Here is a 17,099-nt window from a genome sequence, read left to right as displayed (position 1 = left end):
TCGCGGCGCCCTTCACGCACCAGTTCCCGTCGTCACGTTGTGAGACGGCGTCTCTTTCTTAGTGCGCACAATGCAGGTTGCAATATATTCTGCTGCTGCACTGCCCGCTGACCCTTGGAGGCGCCCCGTGCTGACCATCGACGTGCACAACCACTACGTCCCTCCGGAGGTCGCCGACGACGCGCGACGGGGTGACGGGTTCGACGGGATGCGGACGGAGGTCGTCGACGGTCAGGAGTGGGTGGTGCACCGGCAGGGCTACCGGTACCCGCTCCTGCCCGCGTTCCACGACCACGAGACCAGGCTCGCGGCGATGGACGAGCGAGGCGTCGACGTCGGCGTGCTCTCGATCGCTCCCACGCTCTTCATGTACTGGACCGAGGCGAGCGGCGCCGCCGACTTCGCGCGCCGGACCAACGACGCGCTGGCCGCCTTCGCCGCCGAGGCGGACGGTCGCATCCGGCCCGTCGCGAACCTCGCGATGCAGGACCCCGACGCGGCGGTCGCCGAGCTGCGCCGCGCGGTGGCCGACCTCGGCATGTGCGGCGCCCAGATCGGTCCCGTCGTCGGGGACCTGTCGCTCGACGACTCGAGCTTCCGTCCGCTCCTCGCTGCGGCGGCGGAGCTCGACGTGCCGCTCATCGTCCATCCGTCGAATGTCGGCGTCCGGCGAGGGCTCGGCGACTTCTACCTCACCAACCTCGTCGGCAACCCGTTGGAGTCGACGATCTGCGCCGCGCGCCTCATCTTCGGCGGCGTGCTCGACGAGCTGCCCGGCCTGCGCATCGTGCTCATGCACGGCGGCGGCTACCTGCCGTACCAGTTCGGTCGGCTCGACCACGGGCACCACGTGCGTCCCGAGGCGCGTGACTGCGCGCACGACCCGTCCAGCTACCTGACGAGGTTCTGGTACGACACCATCACCCACGCGACCGAGCCGCTGCGCTACCTGATCGGGCTCGTCGGCGCGAGCCGGGTGGTCTACGGCAGCGACTTCCCGTTCGACATGGCCGGCGGTCCGTACGCGGAGCAGCTGGCCGGCATCGAGCTCGACCCAGCAGACGACGCCGCCATCCGCGGCGGCAACGCGGCCGATCTGTTCGGCCTCAAGATCGAGGAGGCGTGATGAGGACCACAGGCGGACGGTCGCTGGCGATCGCGGCGGCCACGCTCATGACGCTCGGGCTCGCCGGCTCGGCGTCGGCGGACGCGGGCGACGACGCGCGCGGCGCGATGCCGGAACAGAAGGCGATGCGCGTCATCGCGCAGAACGACCTCGGCGGCAACGGTAACGGCGGCGAGGGCTTCGGGGAGGTGAAGACGCCCGACGGCAGGCGGATCCTCTACGTCGCGCACGAGAGCGGGCCGACCTGCTTCAGCGTCCTCGACGTCACCAAGGCGACCGACCCGGTCCTGCTGTCGCAGACCGATGTGCCCGACGAGAACACCAGGTGCAACTCCCTCGACGTCTCCGGCCACCTGCTCACCGTGGCCAACCAGGTGCTCGAGGCCGGGCAGCCGAACGCCGGCCTGCGTGTGTTCGACATCGCGGAGCCGACCGCCCCGCGCGAGATCGGCTTCTTCGACACCTCGGGGGGCTACTCGAGGGGCGTGCACTACGTCTGGATCACCGACGGCCGGTACGCGCACATCTCCTCGGGCATGCCGGACTTCGTCCCCCGGCGGCCCGGCAACGACGACCAGATCTACGTCATCGTCGACCTGCTCGACGCGACGAAGCCGAAGGAGGCGGGCCGATGGTGGTACCCGGGCACCCGTGAGGGCGACCAGGAACCCTTGCCGCCGCCCAACGAGGGCTTCGACGAGGGCTGCCGGCTGCACAACGTCGACTTCGACCAGGCGACGCCGAATCGCGCCTACCTCGGCTACATGGACTGCGGCGGCGTGGTGCTCGACATCGCGAACAAGAAGAGCCCGCGTCTGGTCGCGAGCATGGACGACTCGCCCCCCGAGGTCGGCTTCCTGCACACGCTGTGGCCGGTGCGCGGCGGGCGCTACCTCGTCGCGACCCACGAGAGCAACATGGACTCGTGCGAGGACTACCCGAAGCGCAACACCATCTGGTCCAACCGTGCCTCCGGCCTCCGTCAGGTGTCGGTGATCCCGTTGCCGGAGAACGCCGCGGAGCTGTGCCAGCGGGGCGGACGGTTCGGCGCGCACAACGTGTTCGAGCACGCCGCCGACGAGCCGACGTTCCGTTCCGACGACGTCATCTTCACCAGCTTCTTCAACGGAGGTGTGCGCGCGTACGACATCAGCGATCCCCGGAACCCGCGCGAGGTGGCATACAACATCCCGCCGGCGCCCGAGGGCTCGCCCGCGGGCTCGGTGCAGATCAACGACGTCTACGTCGACGACCGCGGCCTGATCTTCAGTGTCGACAGGTTCGCCGGCGGCCTGTACGTCATGCGTTCCCCGGTGACGCAGGACCGGTAGCCGGCACGCTTACTGTTGCGTCCGAGGTACTGGTGGCCATGGCCACCAGTACCTCGGACGCAACGGCGTACCCGCGGCCGCGGTCCTCGCCGGCGGAGGCTACCGCCGCTGAACCCGTGAGGGGCACCCTCACCGTGCTCTGGCACGGTGAGGGTGCCCCTCACGGGTTCGCTGCTGGACGCTATGGCGTACCCGCGGCCGGTTCAGGAGAAGCGGCACTTCTCGGGCAGCTCGGGGAGGTCTGAGAACCACTCGGGGTGCTTCTTCTCGACCTCGGTCATGTGGTCCGGCGCCACCATCGCCGGGCCTTTGGCCGACTTCTTGAGCTGGCCGGAGCGGACGAGGTCGACGCCGGTCTTGTCCAGCGCGTCCTGGGTGCACCTGCTCAGCCGCGGGTCGAACCGCAGGTGCTTCATCGCGTCCTTCGCGACGGGGAGCTCGAGGCCGTTGATGTAGTTGGTGCTGATCTTCGCGGCCCCGTCCCGGTTCTTCCGCGTCCACTGCATGGCCTCGGCGGTCGCGCTGGCGAAGCGGGTCATCAGCTCCGGATCCTTCTCGATCTCCTCGTCGGTGGCCACGACGCCGATGACGTAGCCCAGCGTGGGCTCGCCCCGGGAGACCACGACCGCGTTGTCGCCGAGGTCGCGGATCTCCTGGGAGACGAACGGTTCCCAGGAGGCCACGGCGTCGATGTCTCCCTGCTTCAGGCTGACGGGATGGTCGGTCGTCGTCAGCGGCACCAGGTCGAGCCGCTTGGGGTCGATGCCCTTCTCCTTCAGCAGGAACAGCAGGTAGTCGTGGTTGGTACTGGCCTCCTGGAAGCCGACGCGCTTGCCGACCAGCGAGCCGACGTCGTTCGCCTTCACCCCGCTGTCCTTGCGGCCGACGATGCCGAGCGGTCCCGCGTACGTGTCGGTCGTCGCGTCGTTCATGACCGGCGCGACGACCTTGACCATCAGCCCGGACGCGCGCTGGGTCGGTACCGTCGACGAGCCGATGCTGCCGAACTGGGCGGTGCCCGACTCCAGCGCCTTGCCGACGTCGGCACCTCCCTGCAGGATGTCGAGCTTCACGTCGAGCCCGTGCTTGACGTAGATGCCGCGTTGCGCGGCGACGAACTCCGGCACGTGCAGCATGTTCTGCACCGTCGCGAGGTGCACGGTGCGGATCGACGAACTGCCCGTCGCCTCGGTCGGGGTGTCCTGCGGCCCGGCGCCGCACGCGGCGACGGTCGTCGCCGCGAACCCGGCGAGGACGGTGCTGGCGAGAACCCTGTTTCGGAGGACCTGGCGCATCGGTCTTCGCCTCCTGTCGTGACCCCCGGTGGCGGTCGGTGACGATGAAGCGTCTGGAGGCATCATCGATCATGTATCATGTACTGTCGTTTTACCCACTGTCAACGTTGCGGGCGGAAGGCGGCTGCTCATGCCGGACTCGAGTCGGGAGAAGGGCGGCGGCTTCGGCCTCGCCGTCGTGGGATGCGGGACGATCGGCAGGATCCGCGCGGTCCTGGCGCGACAGCATCCGGCCGTGGGCTGGCTCGGGCTCTGCGACCGCGACGAGGCCGTCGGCAGGCGGCTCGCGGCGGACGTCGGCGCGGACTTCTTCACGACCGACGCGGCGGAGCTGGTGCGGCGCCCCGAGGTCGCCGCGGTGATCGTCGCCACCGACGAGAACGAGCACGAGCGTCCCGTCGTCGAGGCCGCGAACGCGGGCAGGGACCTGTTCATCGAGAAGCCGCTCGCCACCCGGAAGGACGCGTCGCGCCGGGTGCTCGACGCGATCGACGCTGCGGGCGTGGACGCCGTCGTCGGCTACACGCAACGGTTCCGGCGCCGCTTCCTCGCAGCGAAGGCCCGGCTCGAGGCCGGGGCGGTGGGTGACGTCACCACGGTCGTCACCCGGGCCTTCATGAACCGGATGGTGCCGCTGGCGACGCTACCTCGTGCGGAGGATCGCGAGGCGCTCACGCCGATCGTGGTCTCCGGCACCCACTCCGTCGACCTCTGCCTGTGGCTGATGAGCGACAAGACCCCCGCGCACGTCTACGCGCGGTCCGTCGACAAGGTGCTCGGCGCACTCGGCACGAAGGACGCGACGCTGGCCATCGTCACGATGGCCGACGGCACCGTGTGGAGCATGAACATCAGTTGGGCGCTGCCGACGATCTGGCCGGGATCGGTGTACGGCCTCGAGATCGGCATCGTCGGGACGACAGGCGTGCTCGACATCGAGGACACGCACCGCGACCTCGTTCTCGCATCTGAGGCGCCGCAGGGGGCGGGTTACCAACCGGAGGGGTTCGCGCCGGAGGCGCCACGCCACGTCGACTTCCTCACCAGCTACCCGCCGGGAGACGAGTACCAGGGCCAGTTGTGGGGCCCGATGCGCGAGGAGACCAACGCGTGGTTCGTGCGCGTCGCGTCCGGCGCGGTCACGCCGCACGCCACGGCCGCCGACGGACACCGCGCGCTGCTGATGTGCCTGGCGATGGACGAGGCGGCCGCGAAGGGCGCAGAGATCTCCGTGGACCTGTGACACCGACCTTCCAGGAGACCGGATGCGAACGATCGACGTAGGGATCATCGGCCCCGGCTGGTGTGGCGGCATCAGGGCGAACGTCTGCGCGGCGAGCCCGCTGGTCGACCGGGTGCACCTCGCCGAGATCCGCCCCGACCGGCTCAGCGAGGTGGCGGACCAGACCGACGCCAAGCTGCTGACCGACGACTACCACGAGATCCTCGCCGACGAGGGCGTCGACGCGGTCATCATCTCCGCGACGCCGGAGACGACGCACTTCCCGATGACGCGCGACGCCCTGCACGCCGGCAAGCACGTCCTGCTGGAGAAGCCGCTGGCGCTCACCCTCGACGAGGCCGACGAGCTCATCGCGCTCGCCGAGGCGTCCGGCCTCAAGCTGGCCATCGGGTACTCGCAGCGGTTCAACCCGAAACAGGCGTACGTGAAGCAGTGCGTCGACGACGGCACGATCGGTCGTCCGGTGAGCGCGCTCGTCAGCCGTCACGTCACGCGGAGCCTCGGCAACAAGATCGGCGGCAGGATCAAGCTGTCGCCCGCGGCGATGGAGGCCACGCACGACATCGACTTCGTGCTGTGGTGCCTCGAGCCGGCGCGTCCGGTGCGGGTCTACGCGCAGTCGGTCTACCAGGTCATGCGCGACGCCCACGACGTCGCCGACTGCACCTGGATCACGATCACGATGGACGACGGCGTCGTGGTCGTCATCGGCGCCGGCTGGATCCTGCCGCCCGGGTACCCCAACTTCTCGACGACGACCATCGAGCTCGTCGGCTCCGACGCGGCGCTGCTCGTCGACGACAGCCACCGCGACGTCCTGCTCAACCGGATGGACGGCGGCATCTCGCTGCCGCTGTCGACGATGCCGGGCGAGCGGGTCGGCCACGTGTACGCCGGCCCGATGGCCGCCGAGACCGTGCACTTCCTGGAGGCGGTGGCGTACGACCGTCCCGTGCTCGCCACGGCACGGCAGGCCCGCACGGTGATGCGCGTCTACCAGGCCGCCGACGCGTCGGCCGAGACCGGCCTTCCCGTCGACCTGACCACCTGACACCGCGTCGCCTCGCCGCCGGCCACACCCGCTGGGGTCCCCGGTCGTGGTGCCCGCACCCGTTGGGGACCCCGGTCGTGGTGGGCACCCCCGCCGGGGACCCCAACGAGGGTTGGGTGTCGGCGACCGGTGGCATGCTGCTCCCGTGCTCTTCGCAGAGATCGCGCGGACGTCGGCGGCGGTCGCCGCCACGTCGTCACGCCGCGCCAAGATCGACCTCATCGCCGCGTGCCTGGGCACCGCCGAGGCGGACGAGGCGGAGGCGGCCGTGGCGTACCTCGCCGGCATGCTCAGGCAGCGGCAGATCGGCGTCGGGTGGGCGAGCCTGCGCGAGATACCGGCGCCCGCCGGCACGGCGAGCCTCACCGTCGCCGAGGTCGACGCCCTCCTGGAGACCGTCGGCGGCACGAGCGGGCCGGGGTCGAAGGCGCGCCGTGCCGCACTGCTCGGCGACCTGTTCGCCCGCGCCACGGCGCAGGAGCAGGACTACCTGCGCGGCCTGCTGACCGGCGAGGTACGTCAGGGCGCGCTGGCCGGGATCGCCGCCGACGCGATCGGCAAGGCGGCCGGCATCCCGGTCGGCGAGGTGCGCCGGGCGCTGCTGCTCCGCGGCGACCTGCGCGTCGTCGGCGCGGTCGCGTTGACCGAGGGCGCCGACGGGCTCGCCGCGTTCCGCCTGGAGGTCGGCAGGCCGCTCGCGCCGATGCTGGCGCAGCCCGCGACCGACCTGACCGACGCGCTGGCCAAGGTGCGGGTGCCCGTGCCCGCGCTCGAGTGGAAGCTCGACGGCATCAGGGTGCAGGTGCACAAGTCCGGCGACCGGATCGGCGTCTACACCCGCAGCCTCGACGACGTCACTGCGCGGCTGCCCGAGATCGTCGAGGCCGTGGCGCGGTTCCCGGTCTCCGAGGTCGTGCTCGACGGTGAGGCGATCGTGCTGCGGCCCGACCGCACGCCGGAGCCGTTCGGGGTCACGGCGAGCCGCACCGGGTCACGGGGCGACGCCGACACGTTGCGCGCCGAGCTCCCGGTGACCGTGTTCTTCTTCGACGTCCTCCACGTCGACGGCACCGACCTCCTCGACGAGCCGGCGGAGACGAGGTGGGCGGCGCTGCGCGAACGTGTGCCCGAGCGCTTCCTCGTGCCGCGCACCGTCACCGGGTCCGCGGACGAGGCGGCGGCGTTCTTCGAGTCCGCGATCGCCGCAGGGCACGAGGGCGTCGTGGTCAAGTCGCCCGCCTCGCCGTACGACGCCGGCCGGCGCGGCGCGGCGTGGCTGAAGGTGAAGCCGCGCCACACCCTCGACCTCGTGGTGCTCGCGGTGGAGTGGGGACACGGCCGCCGCAGGGGCAGGCTGTCCAACCTTCATCTCGGCGCCCGCGACCCCGACGGCGGCTGGGTGATGCTCGGCAAGACGTTCAAGGGGCTCACCGACGAGATGCTCGCCTGGCAGACCGAGCGACTGCTCGCCCTCGCCACCGAGCGGGGCGACTGGGTCGTCCACGTCCGCCCGGAGCTGGTGGTCGAGATCGCGTTCGACGGCGTGCAGCACAGCACCAGGTATCCCGGTGGCATGGCACTGCGCTTCGCACGGGTGCTCCGCTATCGCGAGGACAAGCCCGCTACGGAAGCGGACACGGTCGACACGGTCCGTGCCATCTACACGGCCGCCCACGCCTCCGCCGCGGCGGACGAGTAGGCGCGCGCGCACCCTCCGTCCGAGCAACCGTGCGTTTTCCTGCCCTTTACCCGCCCCCGGCGTGCCGCAGGCCACGCGAACCGGGCATGCTACCCAGCGTGGATCATGGCGGGGCCAAGATGGGGGAGGCGTTGAGGCGCCTCCGCGATCGGCTCGCCGAACCTCTGTTCCCGCTCCGCATCCCGGGCGCCGACGACGCCCAGCGCGCCTGTTCGGAGATCTCGCGGCAGATCGACGACTACGTGCTCCCCCGCCTCGCCCGGCTCGACGCCCCGCTGCTCGCCGTCGTGGGCGGGTCGACCGGCTCGGGCAAGTCCACCCTCGTCAACGCGCTGGCCGGCCGCACCGTGAGCCCGGCGGGCGTGCTCCGCCCGACCACCAGGTCGCCGGTGCTGATCTGCGGCGAGGGTGACGAGGCGTGGTTCGCCGACGACCGGGTGCTGCCGTCCCTGCCCAGGTCGAGGGGCGAGGTGACCGACGCCACCGAGGACGAGGGGATCCTGCACCTCGTCAGGTGCGACACCTTGCCGGTCGGCCTCGCGGTCGTCGACGCGCCCGACTTCGACTCCGTCGTCGAACCCAACCGCGAGCTCGCCGTCCAGCTGCTCGCCGCGGCCGACCTGTGGTTGTTCGTCACCACCGCAGCACGCTACGCCGATGCGGTGCCGTGGTCGTTCCTCCACACCGCCCGCGACCGCGGCGTGGCGGTCGCCGTCGTCATCGACCGCTGTCCCGAGGGCAGCAGGCAGGAGGCGAGCGAGCACCTGGCGCAGTTGCTCCACGCGCGGGGGCTCGGTGACGCGCCGTTCTTCGTCCTCCCCGAGGTCGAGCGGGGCGAGCTGCTCGGTGAGGAGGCCATCGCGTCATTGCGCGGCTGGCTCGCGCACGTCGCCTCGGACGACGAGGCCAGGCAGACCCTCGTCCGCGAGACGCTCGACGGCGCGATCGACAGCTTCGGCGAACGGCTCATCCCGGTGACGCGGGTCGCCGAGCAGCAGGACGAGATCGTCGCCGAGCTCCTGTCTGTCGTCGACGAGGCGTCCGCGGTGGCGGGCCAGGGCGTCGACAACGCGACGCTCGACGGCTCGCTGGTCCGCGGTGACGTGCTCACCCGGTGGCGCGAGCTCGTCGGCTCCGGCGAGATGGTGCGGGCGGTGCACGCTGGTGCCACCTCGACCCAGGTCACCGAGCTCCGTGCCGCGTTCGCCGAGGGTGTCCAGGCGATGCTGCTCGCTCACGCCGCGCAACTCGTCGAACACGTGAGCGGGCGGTGGGCACAGGGATCCGCCGGCGAGGCCGTGCTGGCGGGCGCGCCGGATGACCCGCGTCGCGTATCCGCCGAGCTGACTGCTTCTGTCCGTGACGTCGTGAATGGCTGGCAGGACCGAGTGACACAGCTCGTGCACGAGGCGTCGTCCGACGACGGTTCGCCCACTCCGGACTACGACGCGGTGGTCCTTGGCCTTATCCTCGTGCTTGTCACCGTGACACCGGTGGGTGCCGCCACGGGCACCGAGGTCGCGGTGGCGCGCAGTGCGACCCGGGCGTCAAGGAAGCTGCTCGAGTCGATCTTCGGGGGGGAGGCGGTACGCCGGCACGCGGCGACCGTCCGAAGGGACCTGCAGGGGGAGACGCATGGGCTACTCGAGGCCGAAGCGGAGCGATACCGGGATCTACTCCGCCGTACCCAGGTGCCGGACAACGGTGCCGATCGCCTGCGCGAGGTGCAGTTCGGCCTCGACGCGGCTCGCCGGTGACTGAGCACCCGCCGCCGTCGGGCGAGCTGGCGGAGCGGATAGACGCCCTTACTCGCGCGGTCGACCTCGGCGAGGGGCGCCTGCCCGCCGCCGAGCTGGCGGCCGCCGTCCGCGTCCTCGAGCGGGCCAGGGACCGGCAGCGGCTCTCCGCCGACCACACCGTCGTCGCGCTCGCGGGGTCGACGGGCAGCGGCAAGTCGTCGCTGTTCAACGCCCTGTCCGGCATCGACCTCTCGGCGGTGGGCGTCCGCCGCCCGACCACCGGCGCGGTCCACGCCTGCGTCTGGGGACTCGACGGCGCCGCCGCCCTCCTCGACTGGCTCGGCGTCCCCGCGCAGCACCGGGTCGCGAGAGACACCGTGCTCGACACCGCACCGTCCCCGCTGGCGGGGCTGGTCCTGCTCGACCTGCCCGACCACGACTCCGACGACCCGTCGCACCTGCACGAGGTCAAGCGCCTCGTCGACCTCGTCGACGCCCTCGTCTGGGTGATGGACCCGCAGAAGTACGCCGACCGCGTCGTCCACGAGGAGTTCCTCCAGCCGATGGCGGGACACGGCAACGTCGTCATCGTCGCGCTCAACCAGGTCGACCGGCTCGAGGCCGACGAGGTCGCCGCCTGCGAGGCCGACCTGCGCCGGCTGCTCGTCGAGGAGGACGGGCTCGAGGGGGTCCGCGTCGTCCCGACGTCCGCCACGGCCGAGGCGGGAGCGGAGGGGCTGCGGACCCTGCTCGAGCAGACCGTCCGCGAGAAGCGGGCCGCCGCCGACCGGCTCACCGCCGACATCGCGAGCATCGGCAGCCGCCTCGACGCGTACTGCGACTCCGAACGCCCCGTCGAGCCCGACGAGGAGCAGGAGCCGGACGGGCTCGGGGTGACCGAGTCCGTGTTCTCCGGGACCGAGACCGTCGGGTCGCGGGCACGCGACGAGCTCGTGACGACGATCAGCGACGCCGCCGGCGTCGGCACCCTGGCGACCGCGGTCGCCGAGGGCACCCGCCGGCACGGCCTTCGCGTCACGGGCTGGCCGCCGTTCCGCCTCGCCCGCAGGCTCCGCCGCACGCCGACGCTGCGGCTGCCGGGCGGCGAGGCGCTCACCGGCCTCTCCGGCGACCACACGCCGTCCGGCGCGCCGATCCAGCTGGCGCAGGTCGACGGGGCGCTGCGCGTGGTCTCGGCGTCGGCCTCGGCCGGCCTGCCGGTCCCGTGGCCGGGCCTGCTGCGCGACGCGAGCCGCTCGCGCGCCGACGAGCTCGTCGACGTCGTCGACCGGGTGCTCGCCGACGCCGACGTCGGTATCGGGCGCATCCCGGTCTGGTGGCGGCTGGCGTGGCTGGCCCAGCTGCTGCTGCTGCTGTGCGCGCTCTGCGCCGCACCGGTGGTGGCCGTCGCCGGCCTCGTCCTCGGCAACGGCGCCTGGTCGCTGGTGGCCGCCGTGCTCGCGGGCGGGGCGATCGTCCTTGGCCTGGGCATCGACCTGCTCTCCCGGCTGGGCGTGCGCTCGACCGCGCGGCACCGCCGCGAAGGCCTCGTCACGTCACTGCGTGACGAGGTCTCACGCAGTGTGCGAGAGCACGTCGTCGGGCCCGTCGAGAACGAGCTCGACGCCCACGCCGAGATCCGTCGCGAGCTCGCCGTCGCCGTCCGGGCGTGACCCCCTCACGCTCCCGTCACCCGTGGCCGCGTGGCGACGGTCACCGTCGGTCGGTACGTTGCGTGGTGGCGTGACAACCCGCTCGGGGGGTTCTACCGTGCCGTTGGTCTCGCTGTAGCGTCGCGCGCACGAACGCGTGACGACATGTCCGGCAGAGAAGGAGTTCCCGGGTGAGGAACCTGACGAGGGGTGTGGTGGCCGCTGCGGCCGTCGCCACGCTCGGCGGTGCGTTGCTGCAGGGGACGGCGTCCGCGTCGCCGCCGCCCGCGCACGACGGCAACCAGGGCACGTCGGCCAAACATCGGCACGACGACCTCCCGGACCCCAAGGAGTCGAAGCGCCGCGCTAACAAGCGGGAGGCACTGGAGAAGGTGCTGCGCGGCGAGGTGAAGACCGAACGCCGCGGCGAGTCCAACGTCGTCAAGCTGGGCAAGGGCCGGTACGCCCAGATGTCCGCACCGAAGACCGACCAGCTCTTCACCATCCTGTGCGAGTTCGGCGACCAGACCGACCCGCGTACCGGTGGCGAGGCCGGCCCGGTGCGTAACGAGATCCCGGCGCCCGACCAGAAGGTCGACAACTCGACGTACTGGGAGAAGGACTTCAGCCAGGACCACTTCAAGAAGATGTTCTTCGGCAAGACCGGCGAGTCCTTCGCCGACTTCTACCTCAAGCAGTCCTCGGGCAAGTACACCGTCGACGGCGACGTGAGCGCCTGGGTGAAGGTGCCGTACAACGAGGCCCGCTACGGCTCCAACGAGATCCCCGAGTCCGACGCCTACTGGAACTTCGTCAAGGACTGCAGCACCGCCTGGTTCGACAACGAGAAGGCCCAGGGCAAGACCGACGAGGAGATCAAGCAGTACCTCGCCACGTTCGACAAGTGGGACCGCTTCGACTTCGACGCCGACGGCAACTTCGACGAGGCCGACGGCTACATCGACCACATCCAGCTGATCCACGCGGGTGAGGGCGAGGAGGCAGGCGGCGGCGCCCAGGGTGAGGACGCGATCTGGTCGCACCGCTGGTCCGCGTTCCCCAACGACGCGACCGGCCCCGAGTTCAACCAGAGCGGCGGCACGCCGATCGGCGACAGCGGCATCTTCGTCCGCGACTACACGACCGAGCCGGAGAACGGCGGTCTCGGCGTGTTCGCGCACGAGTACGGCCACGACCTCGGCCTGCCCGACCTGTACGACACCCAGGGCGGCGAGAACGGCACCGGGTTCTGGTCGCTGATGTCGGCGGGCTCGTGGCTGGGCCACGGAAAGGGCACCATCGGCACGACGCCGGGCTACATGGGCGCGTGGGAGAAGCTGCAGCTCGGCTGGCTCGACTACGAGGTCGCGGTGCACGACGACACGTCGAAGCACACGCTCGGCGTGGCCGAACGCACGACAGCCAACCCGCAGGCCCTCGTGGTGGTGCTGCCGGAGAAGAAGGTCGTCACCGACTACAACAAACCAGCCTCGGGCGAGTACGAGTGGTGGAGCGGTGAGGGCGACGAGCTGAACAACACGCTCGCCAGGTCCGTCGACCTGACCGGTGCCACCGGGGCGACGCTGTCGGCCAAGGCCTGGTACGACACCGAGGAGGGTTACGACTTCGGCTACGTCGAGGCGTCCACCGACGGCGGCGCCTCGTGGGAGAAGGTCGGCGACCCGATCGACGGCTCGTCCGACGAGAAGTGGACCGACCTCTCGTACGACCTCTCGGCGTACGCCGGCAAGGAGGTCGAGGTCAGGTTCCGCTACGCCTCCGACGCCAACACCCACGGCGCGGGCATCTTCCTCGACGACTTCGCGGTCAAGGCCGGTGACGAGACGGTCTTCTCCGACGACGTCGAGAGCGGCACCAACGGCTGGACGGCTCGGGGATTCACCCGGATGACCGGGACGAACACCGAGATGAAGGGTCGCTACTACCTCGCCGAGAACCGGCAGTACGTCGACTACGACAGGACCCTGAAGACCGGTCCGTACCTGTACGGTCACGCGAACTCCAAGCCCGACTGGGTGCAGCAGTTCCCGTACCAGAACGGCCTGCTGATCACCTACTGGGACGAGACCCAGGCCGACAACAACACCAGCGTCCATCCGGGCAAGGGCCTGGTCCTCCCGGTCGACGCGCACTACAAGCCGATCACCTTCAGCGACGGGTCGCTGCTGAGCAACCGCAGGCAGCCGTTCGACGCGACCTTCGGCGTCGAGCGCACCGACCCGATCAGGCTGAGCAACGAGGTCCAGAAGGGCGAGCACTGGCAGGTGGTCGTGGCCAACGTCAAGGCGCAGCCGGCCGTCAGGACGTTCGACGACAGCAAGCCGAACGCCTACTGGTCGGGCAAGAACCCGCAGCACTCGGTGAAGGTCGCCGGCGTCGGCGTCAAGATCCAGGTCACGGGGCAGACCGGTGGTGGCAACACCATGAAGGTGCGGGTCGTGCCCGCGAAGTAGGTATCAGCCCGAGGAGAGGGCGCTCGCACCCGCCGGTCGGCGGGGCGGGCGCCCTTCTTCGTCGTCCGGCGTCAGGCGAGGTCGCCCTGGGTGCGGTTGAGCTCGGCGTAGTGACCCAGCTTGTCCTCGTCGACGGTGACCCCGAGGCCCGGCGCGTGCGGCACCGCGAGCGCGCCGCCGGCGACGGTGAACGGCTCGGTGACGATGTCGTCGCTGTGCAGGTAGTACATGCTGTCGATGGACCGGTCGAGCACCGGCGTGCTGCCGACCAGGGCGAGATGGGCCGCGGTCGCGACGCCGAGCTCGCCGCCGCTGTGCATGTTCATGCCGAGGGAGAACGTCTCGCAGTGGGCAGCGAGCGCCTTGGTGACGGCAACGCCGCCCCACTTGAAGACGTCGCCGTGCACGATGTCGACCGCACGGGCGCGGACCGCGGGCGCGAAGTCCTCGAACCGCACCACGCACATGTTCGTGCAGAGGGGCACCCGCACGCGTTCGTGGACGGCGCTCATGCCCTCGATGCCCGCACACGGGTCTTCGAGGTACTCCAGGTCGAGCTCCTCGATGGCCGCGGCCGCGCTGACGGTGTCCTGCACCGACCACGCGGCGTTGGGGTCGACGCGCAGCGCGATGTCGGGGAGGGCGGTGCGCAGCGCCCGCAGGATCGCGACGTCGCCGCGTACGTCGGACGTGCCCTTCAGCTTGACCGCGCGGAACCCGGTGGACTCCACGACGCGCGCCGCGTGCTGTGCGAGGGTCTCCGGCAGCCGCTCGGGGGCGGCGTCGCCGGTGTCGGCGCGGGTGACCAGTGCGGTGAGCGGCACGGTCTCGCGGAACCGTCCGCCGAGCAGGTCGACGAGCGGCCGGCCGGTGGCCTTGCCGATGAGGTCCCAGCAGGCGACGTCGAGCGCCGCGATCGCCGCGTAGCCCAGGTACCCGTGGAAGAACGGCACCATGTGCACGCGCCGGTGGAACGCCTCGAGGTCGAACGGGCTCCGGTCGAGCAGCTCGGCCGCGAGCTCCCCGACGAGCGCGGCAACCGGCCGGCCGGCCATCGTCTCGCCCCAGCCCTCCAGGCCGTCGTCGGTGCGCAGCCGCACCACCGTCCTGGTGTTGCCGGTCTTGGTCTCGAAGGAGCTGGCGAACGGGTTGCGCAAGGGAACGTTGACGACGTGGACCTCGACATCGGTGACCCGCACGGAGGAAGCCTATGCCGCGCTGACGACTCAGGTGCGAGGCATGCCCTGTAGCCTGGAGACATGCCCGAGTACATCTACGTCTTCAAGCGCGCCCGCAAGGCGCACGGCGAGAAGGTCATCCTCGACGAGGTGACGCTCGCGTTCCTCCCTGGCGCCAAGATCGGCGTCGTCGGTCCCAACGGCGCCGGCAAGTCGACGCTCCTCAAGGTCATGGCCGGCGTGGAGGACGTCAGCAACGGCGAGGCCACCCTGAGCCCGGGCTCGTCTGTCGGCATGCTGTCGCAGGAGCCGCAGCTCGACGAGACCGAGGACGTGCTGGGCAACGTCCAGCAGAGCGTCCGGGAGACCAGGCGCCTGCTCGACGAGTACAACGCGATCGCCGAGAAGATGGCCACCGACTACTCCGACGAGCTGCTCGCGCAGATGGGCAAGCTGCAGGAGCAGCTCGACCACCGCGACGCGTGGGACCTCGACTCGCAGCTCGACATGGCGATGGACGCGCTGCGCTGCCCGCCGGGCGACGCCGACGTCAGCACCCTGTCCGGCGGTGAACGGCGCCGCGTGGCGCTGTGCAAGCTGCTGCTCGAACAGCCCGACCTGTTGCTGCTCGACGAGCCGACGAACCACCTCGACGCCGAGAGCGTGCAGTGGCTCGAGCAGCACCTGGAGAAGTACCCCGGCACCGTCGTCGCCGTCACCCACGACAGGTACTTCCTCGACCACGTGGCCGGCTGGATCCTCGAGCTCGACCGCGGCCGCACGCACGTGTACGAGGGGAACTACCAGACCTACCTGGAGAAGAAGTCCGCACGTCTCAAGGTCGAGGGCCAGCGCGACGCCAAGCTCAAGCGCCGCCTGACCTCCGAGCTCGAGTGGGTGCGGTCGGGTGCCAAGGCGCGGCAGACCAAGCAGAAGGCACGCCTGCAGCGCTACGACGAGATGGCCCGCGAGGCCGAGTCGACCCGGCGGCTCAACTTCGAGGAGATCCAGATCCCGCCGGGTCCCCGCCTGGGCTCGGTGGTGGTGGAGGCGCAGGGGCTCACCAAGGGCTTCGACGATCGCACGCTGCTTGGCGACGTCAACTTCACCCTGCCGCCGAACGGCATCGTCGGCGTCATCGGGCCGAACGGCGTCGGCAAGACCACGCTGTTCAAGATGATCGTGGGCGACGAGCAGCCCGACAGCGGCAAGCTGAGGCTCGGCGACACGGTGAAGCTCTCGTACGTCGACCAGAACCGCGCCGGCATCGACGGCAGCAAGACGGTGTGGCAGGTGGTCTCCGACGGCCTCGACCACATCAAGGTGGGCCAGGTCGAGATCCCGAGCCGGGCGTACGTCGCCGGCTTCGGGTTCAAGGGTCCGGAGCAGCAGAAGCCGGCCGGCATCCTGTCCGGCGGCGAGCGTAACCGGCTCAACCTCGCGCTCACGCTCAAGATCGGCGGCAACCTGCTGCTGCTCGACGAGCCGACGAACGACCTCGACGTCGAGACGCTCCAGTCGCTCGAGAACGCCCTGCTCGAGTTCCCCGGCTGCGCGGTGATCACGAGCCACGACCGGTGGTTCCTCGACCGTGTCGCGACCCACATCCTCGCGTGGGAGGGCGACGCCGACGACCCGTCCCGCTGGTTCTGGTTCGAGGGCAACTTCGACGACTACGAGCGCAACAAGGTCGAGCGTCTGGGTGCCGAGGCGGCGCGCCCGCACCGGGTGACGTACCGCAAGCTCACCCGCGACTGACGCGTGGCGCGGCACCGGTTCCGCTGTCCACTCCGCTGGGGAGACATGGACAGGTACGGGCACGTCAACAACGTGGTGTTCGTGCAGTACCTCGAGGAGGCGCGCGTCGACCTCTTCGAGCGCCTCGCGCAGGACGGCCCGTGGGACATGCTCACCACAGGCGTCCTGGTCGCGGGCCACGAGATCAGGTACCGGCGGCCGCTGGAGCACCGGTCCGCGCCGGTCCCGATCGACGTGTGGGTGACCAGGATCGGCGCGGCGGCGTTCGACGTGGCGTACGAGATCCACGACGGCGACCATGCGGTCTACGCGACCGCCTCCACGACGCTGGTGCCGTACGACTTCGCCGCCGCCCGCCCCCGCCGGCTGACCGCGGACGAGAAGGCCCGCCTCGGCGCGTTTGGCGCGGAGAGCTAGTGTGTCCCGTCGTTAATTCGTAGGTTAAGTCGGTATGGTGGTGGCATGCCGAGAACTGGGCGTCCGAAGGCGGAGTTGGTGTTGACCGGTGCCGAGCGGGAGCAACTGATCGGCTGGTCTCGGCGGGCGAAGTCCT

At 70.7% G+C, this 17,099-nt stretch carries 12 protein-coding genes; 10 read left to right on the top strand and 2 right to left on the bottom strand.

Features of this window, described 5'->3' with window-relative positions:
* Positions 1-70: 70 nt before the first annotated feature.
* Both GEV10_09460 and GEV10_09455 read left to right on the top strand, forming a co-directional pair.
* Positions 71-1,126 carry an amidohydrolase family protein gene (locus GEV10_09460; GenBank protein MQA78690.1) on the top strand — a complete coding sequence of 352 codons (1,056 nt, stop codon included), beginning with the start codon at positions 71-73 and terminating at the stop codon, positions 1,124-1,126.
* Positions 1,126-2,457 (top strand): hypothetical protein, encoded by a 1,332-nt coding sequence (locus GEV10_09455; GenBank protein ID MQA78689.1) that lies wholly within the window; start codon positions 1,126-1,128, stop codon positions 2,455-2,457. Before GEV10_09460 ends, GEV10_09455 begins: the two co-directional genes overlap by 1 nt.
* A gap of 203 nt (positions 2,458-2,660) precedes the next feature.
* On the opposite strand, the gene GEV10_09450 is transcribed toward GEV10_09455, so the two are convergent.
* Entirely contained in the window at positions 2,661-3,818 is a 1,158-nt protein-coding gene (locus GEV10_09450; GenBank protein MQA78688.1) for a transporter substrate-binding domain-containing protein, read from the bottom strand.
* 64 nt (positions 3,819-3,882) lie between these two features.
* On the opposite strand from GEV10_09450, the gene GEV10_09445 reads away from it, so the two are divergent.
* The 6 genes from GEV10_09445 to GEV10_09420 all read left to right on the top strand — a co-directional run bounded on the left by GEV10_09445 (position 3,883) and on the right by GEV10_09420 (position 13,610).
* Positions 3,883-4,995, top strand: coding sequence for a gfo/Idh/MocA family oxidoreductase (locus tag GEV10_09445; protein ID MQA78687.1), 1,113 nt, complete (start codon positions 3,883-3,885; stop codon positions 4,993-4,995).
* A 22-nt stretch (positions 4,996-5,017) separates the two neighbouring features.
* The gene (locus tag GEV10_09440; GenBank protein ID MQA78686.1) at positions 5,018-6,046 is read left to right on the top strand and encodes a gfo/Idh/MocA family oxidoreductase; all 1,029 of its coding nucleotides are present in this window, start codon (positions 5,018-5,020) and stop codon (positions 6,044-6,046) included.
* 145 nt (positions 6,047-6,191) lie between these two features.
* Positions 6,192-7,745 carry an ATP-dependent DNA ligase gene (locus GEV10_09435; GenBank protein MQA78685.1) on the top strand — a complete coding sequence of 518 codons (1,554 nt, stop codon included), beginning with the start codon at positions 6,192-6,194 and terminating at the stop codon, positions 7,743-7,745.
* A gap of 86 nt (positions 7,746-7,831) precedes the next feature.
* On the top strand, positions 7,832-9,502 hold the full coding sequence (locus GEV10_09430) for an ABC transporter (GenBank protein ID MQA78684.1): 1,671 nt from the start codon (positions 7,832-7,834) through the stop codon (positions 9,500-9,502).
* The gene (locus GEV10_09425; protein ID MQA78683.1) at positions 9,499-11,157 is read left to right on the top strand and encodes an ABC transporter; all 1,659 of its coding nucleotides are present in this window, start codon (positions 9,499-9,501) and stop codon (positions 11,155-11,157) included. The genes GEV10_09430 and GEV10_09425 overlap by 4 nt, the downstream gene beginning before the upstream one ends.
* A gap of 179 nt (positions 11,158-11,336) precedes the next feature.
* Positions 11,337-13,610: a M6 family metalloprotease domain-containing protein gene (locus GEV10_09420; GenBank protein MQA78682.1), complete on the top strand. Its 2,274-nt coding sequence runs from the start codon at positions 11,337-11,339 to the stop codon at positions 13,608-13,610.
* A 71-nt stretch (positions 13,611-13,681) separates the two neighbouring features.
* Here GEV10_09420 and GEV10_09415 read toward each other — a convergent pair whose 3' ends face one another.
* Complete coding sequence (locus GEV10_09415; GenBank protein ID MQA78681.1) at positions 13,682-14,809, bottom strand: isomerase; 1,128 nt, start codon at positions 14,807-14,809, stop codon at positions 13,682-13,684.
* Positions 14,810-14,869: 60 nt separating this feature from the next.
* Here GEV10_09415 and ettA point away from each other — a divergent pair, with 60 nt between their 5' ends.
* Together ettA and GEV10_09405 are read left to right on the top strand one after the other, a co-directional pair.
* The gene (ettA, locus tag GEV10_09410; GenBank protein MQA78680.1) at positions 14,870-16,546 is read left to right on the top strand and encodes an energy-dependent translational throttle protein EttA; all 1,677 of its coding nucleotides are present in this window, start codon (positions 14,870-14,872) and stop codon (positions 16,544-16,546) included.
* A gap of 3 nt (positions 16,547-16,549) precedes the next feature.
* The gene (locus GEV10_09405; GenBank protein MQA78679.1) at positions 16,550-16,963 is read left to right on the top strand and encodes an acyl-CoA thioesterase; all 414 of its coding nucleotides are present in this window, start codon (positions 16,550-16,552) and stop codon (positions 16,961-16,963) included.
* The last annotated feature ends 136 nt before the right edge of the window (positions 16,964-17,099 follow it).

This window comes from Streptosporangiales bacterium (assembly GCA_009379955.1).
Taxonomy (GTDB): Bacteria; Actinomycetota; Actinomycetes; order Streptosporangiales; family WHST01; genus WHST01.
Note: the sequence above shows the minus strand (reverse complement) of the source record. Positions and strands in the feature narration are given on the sequence as shown.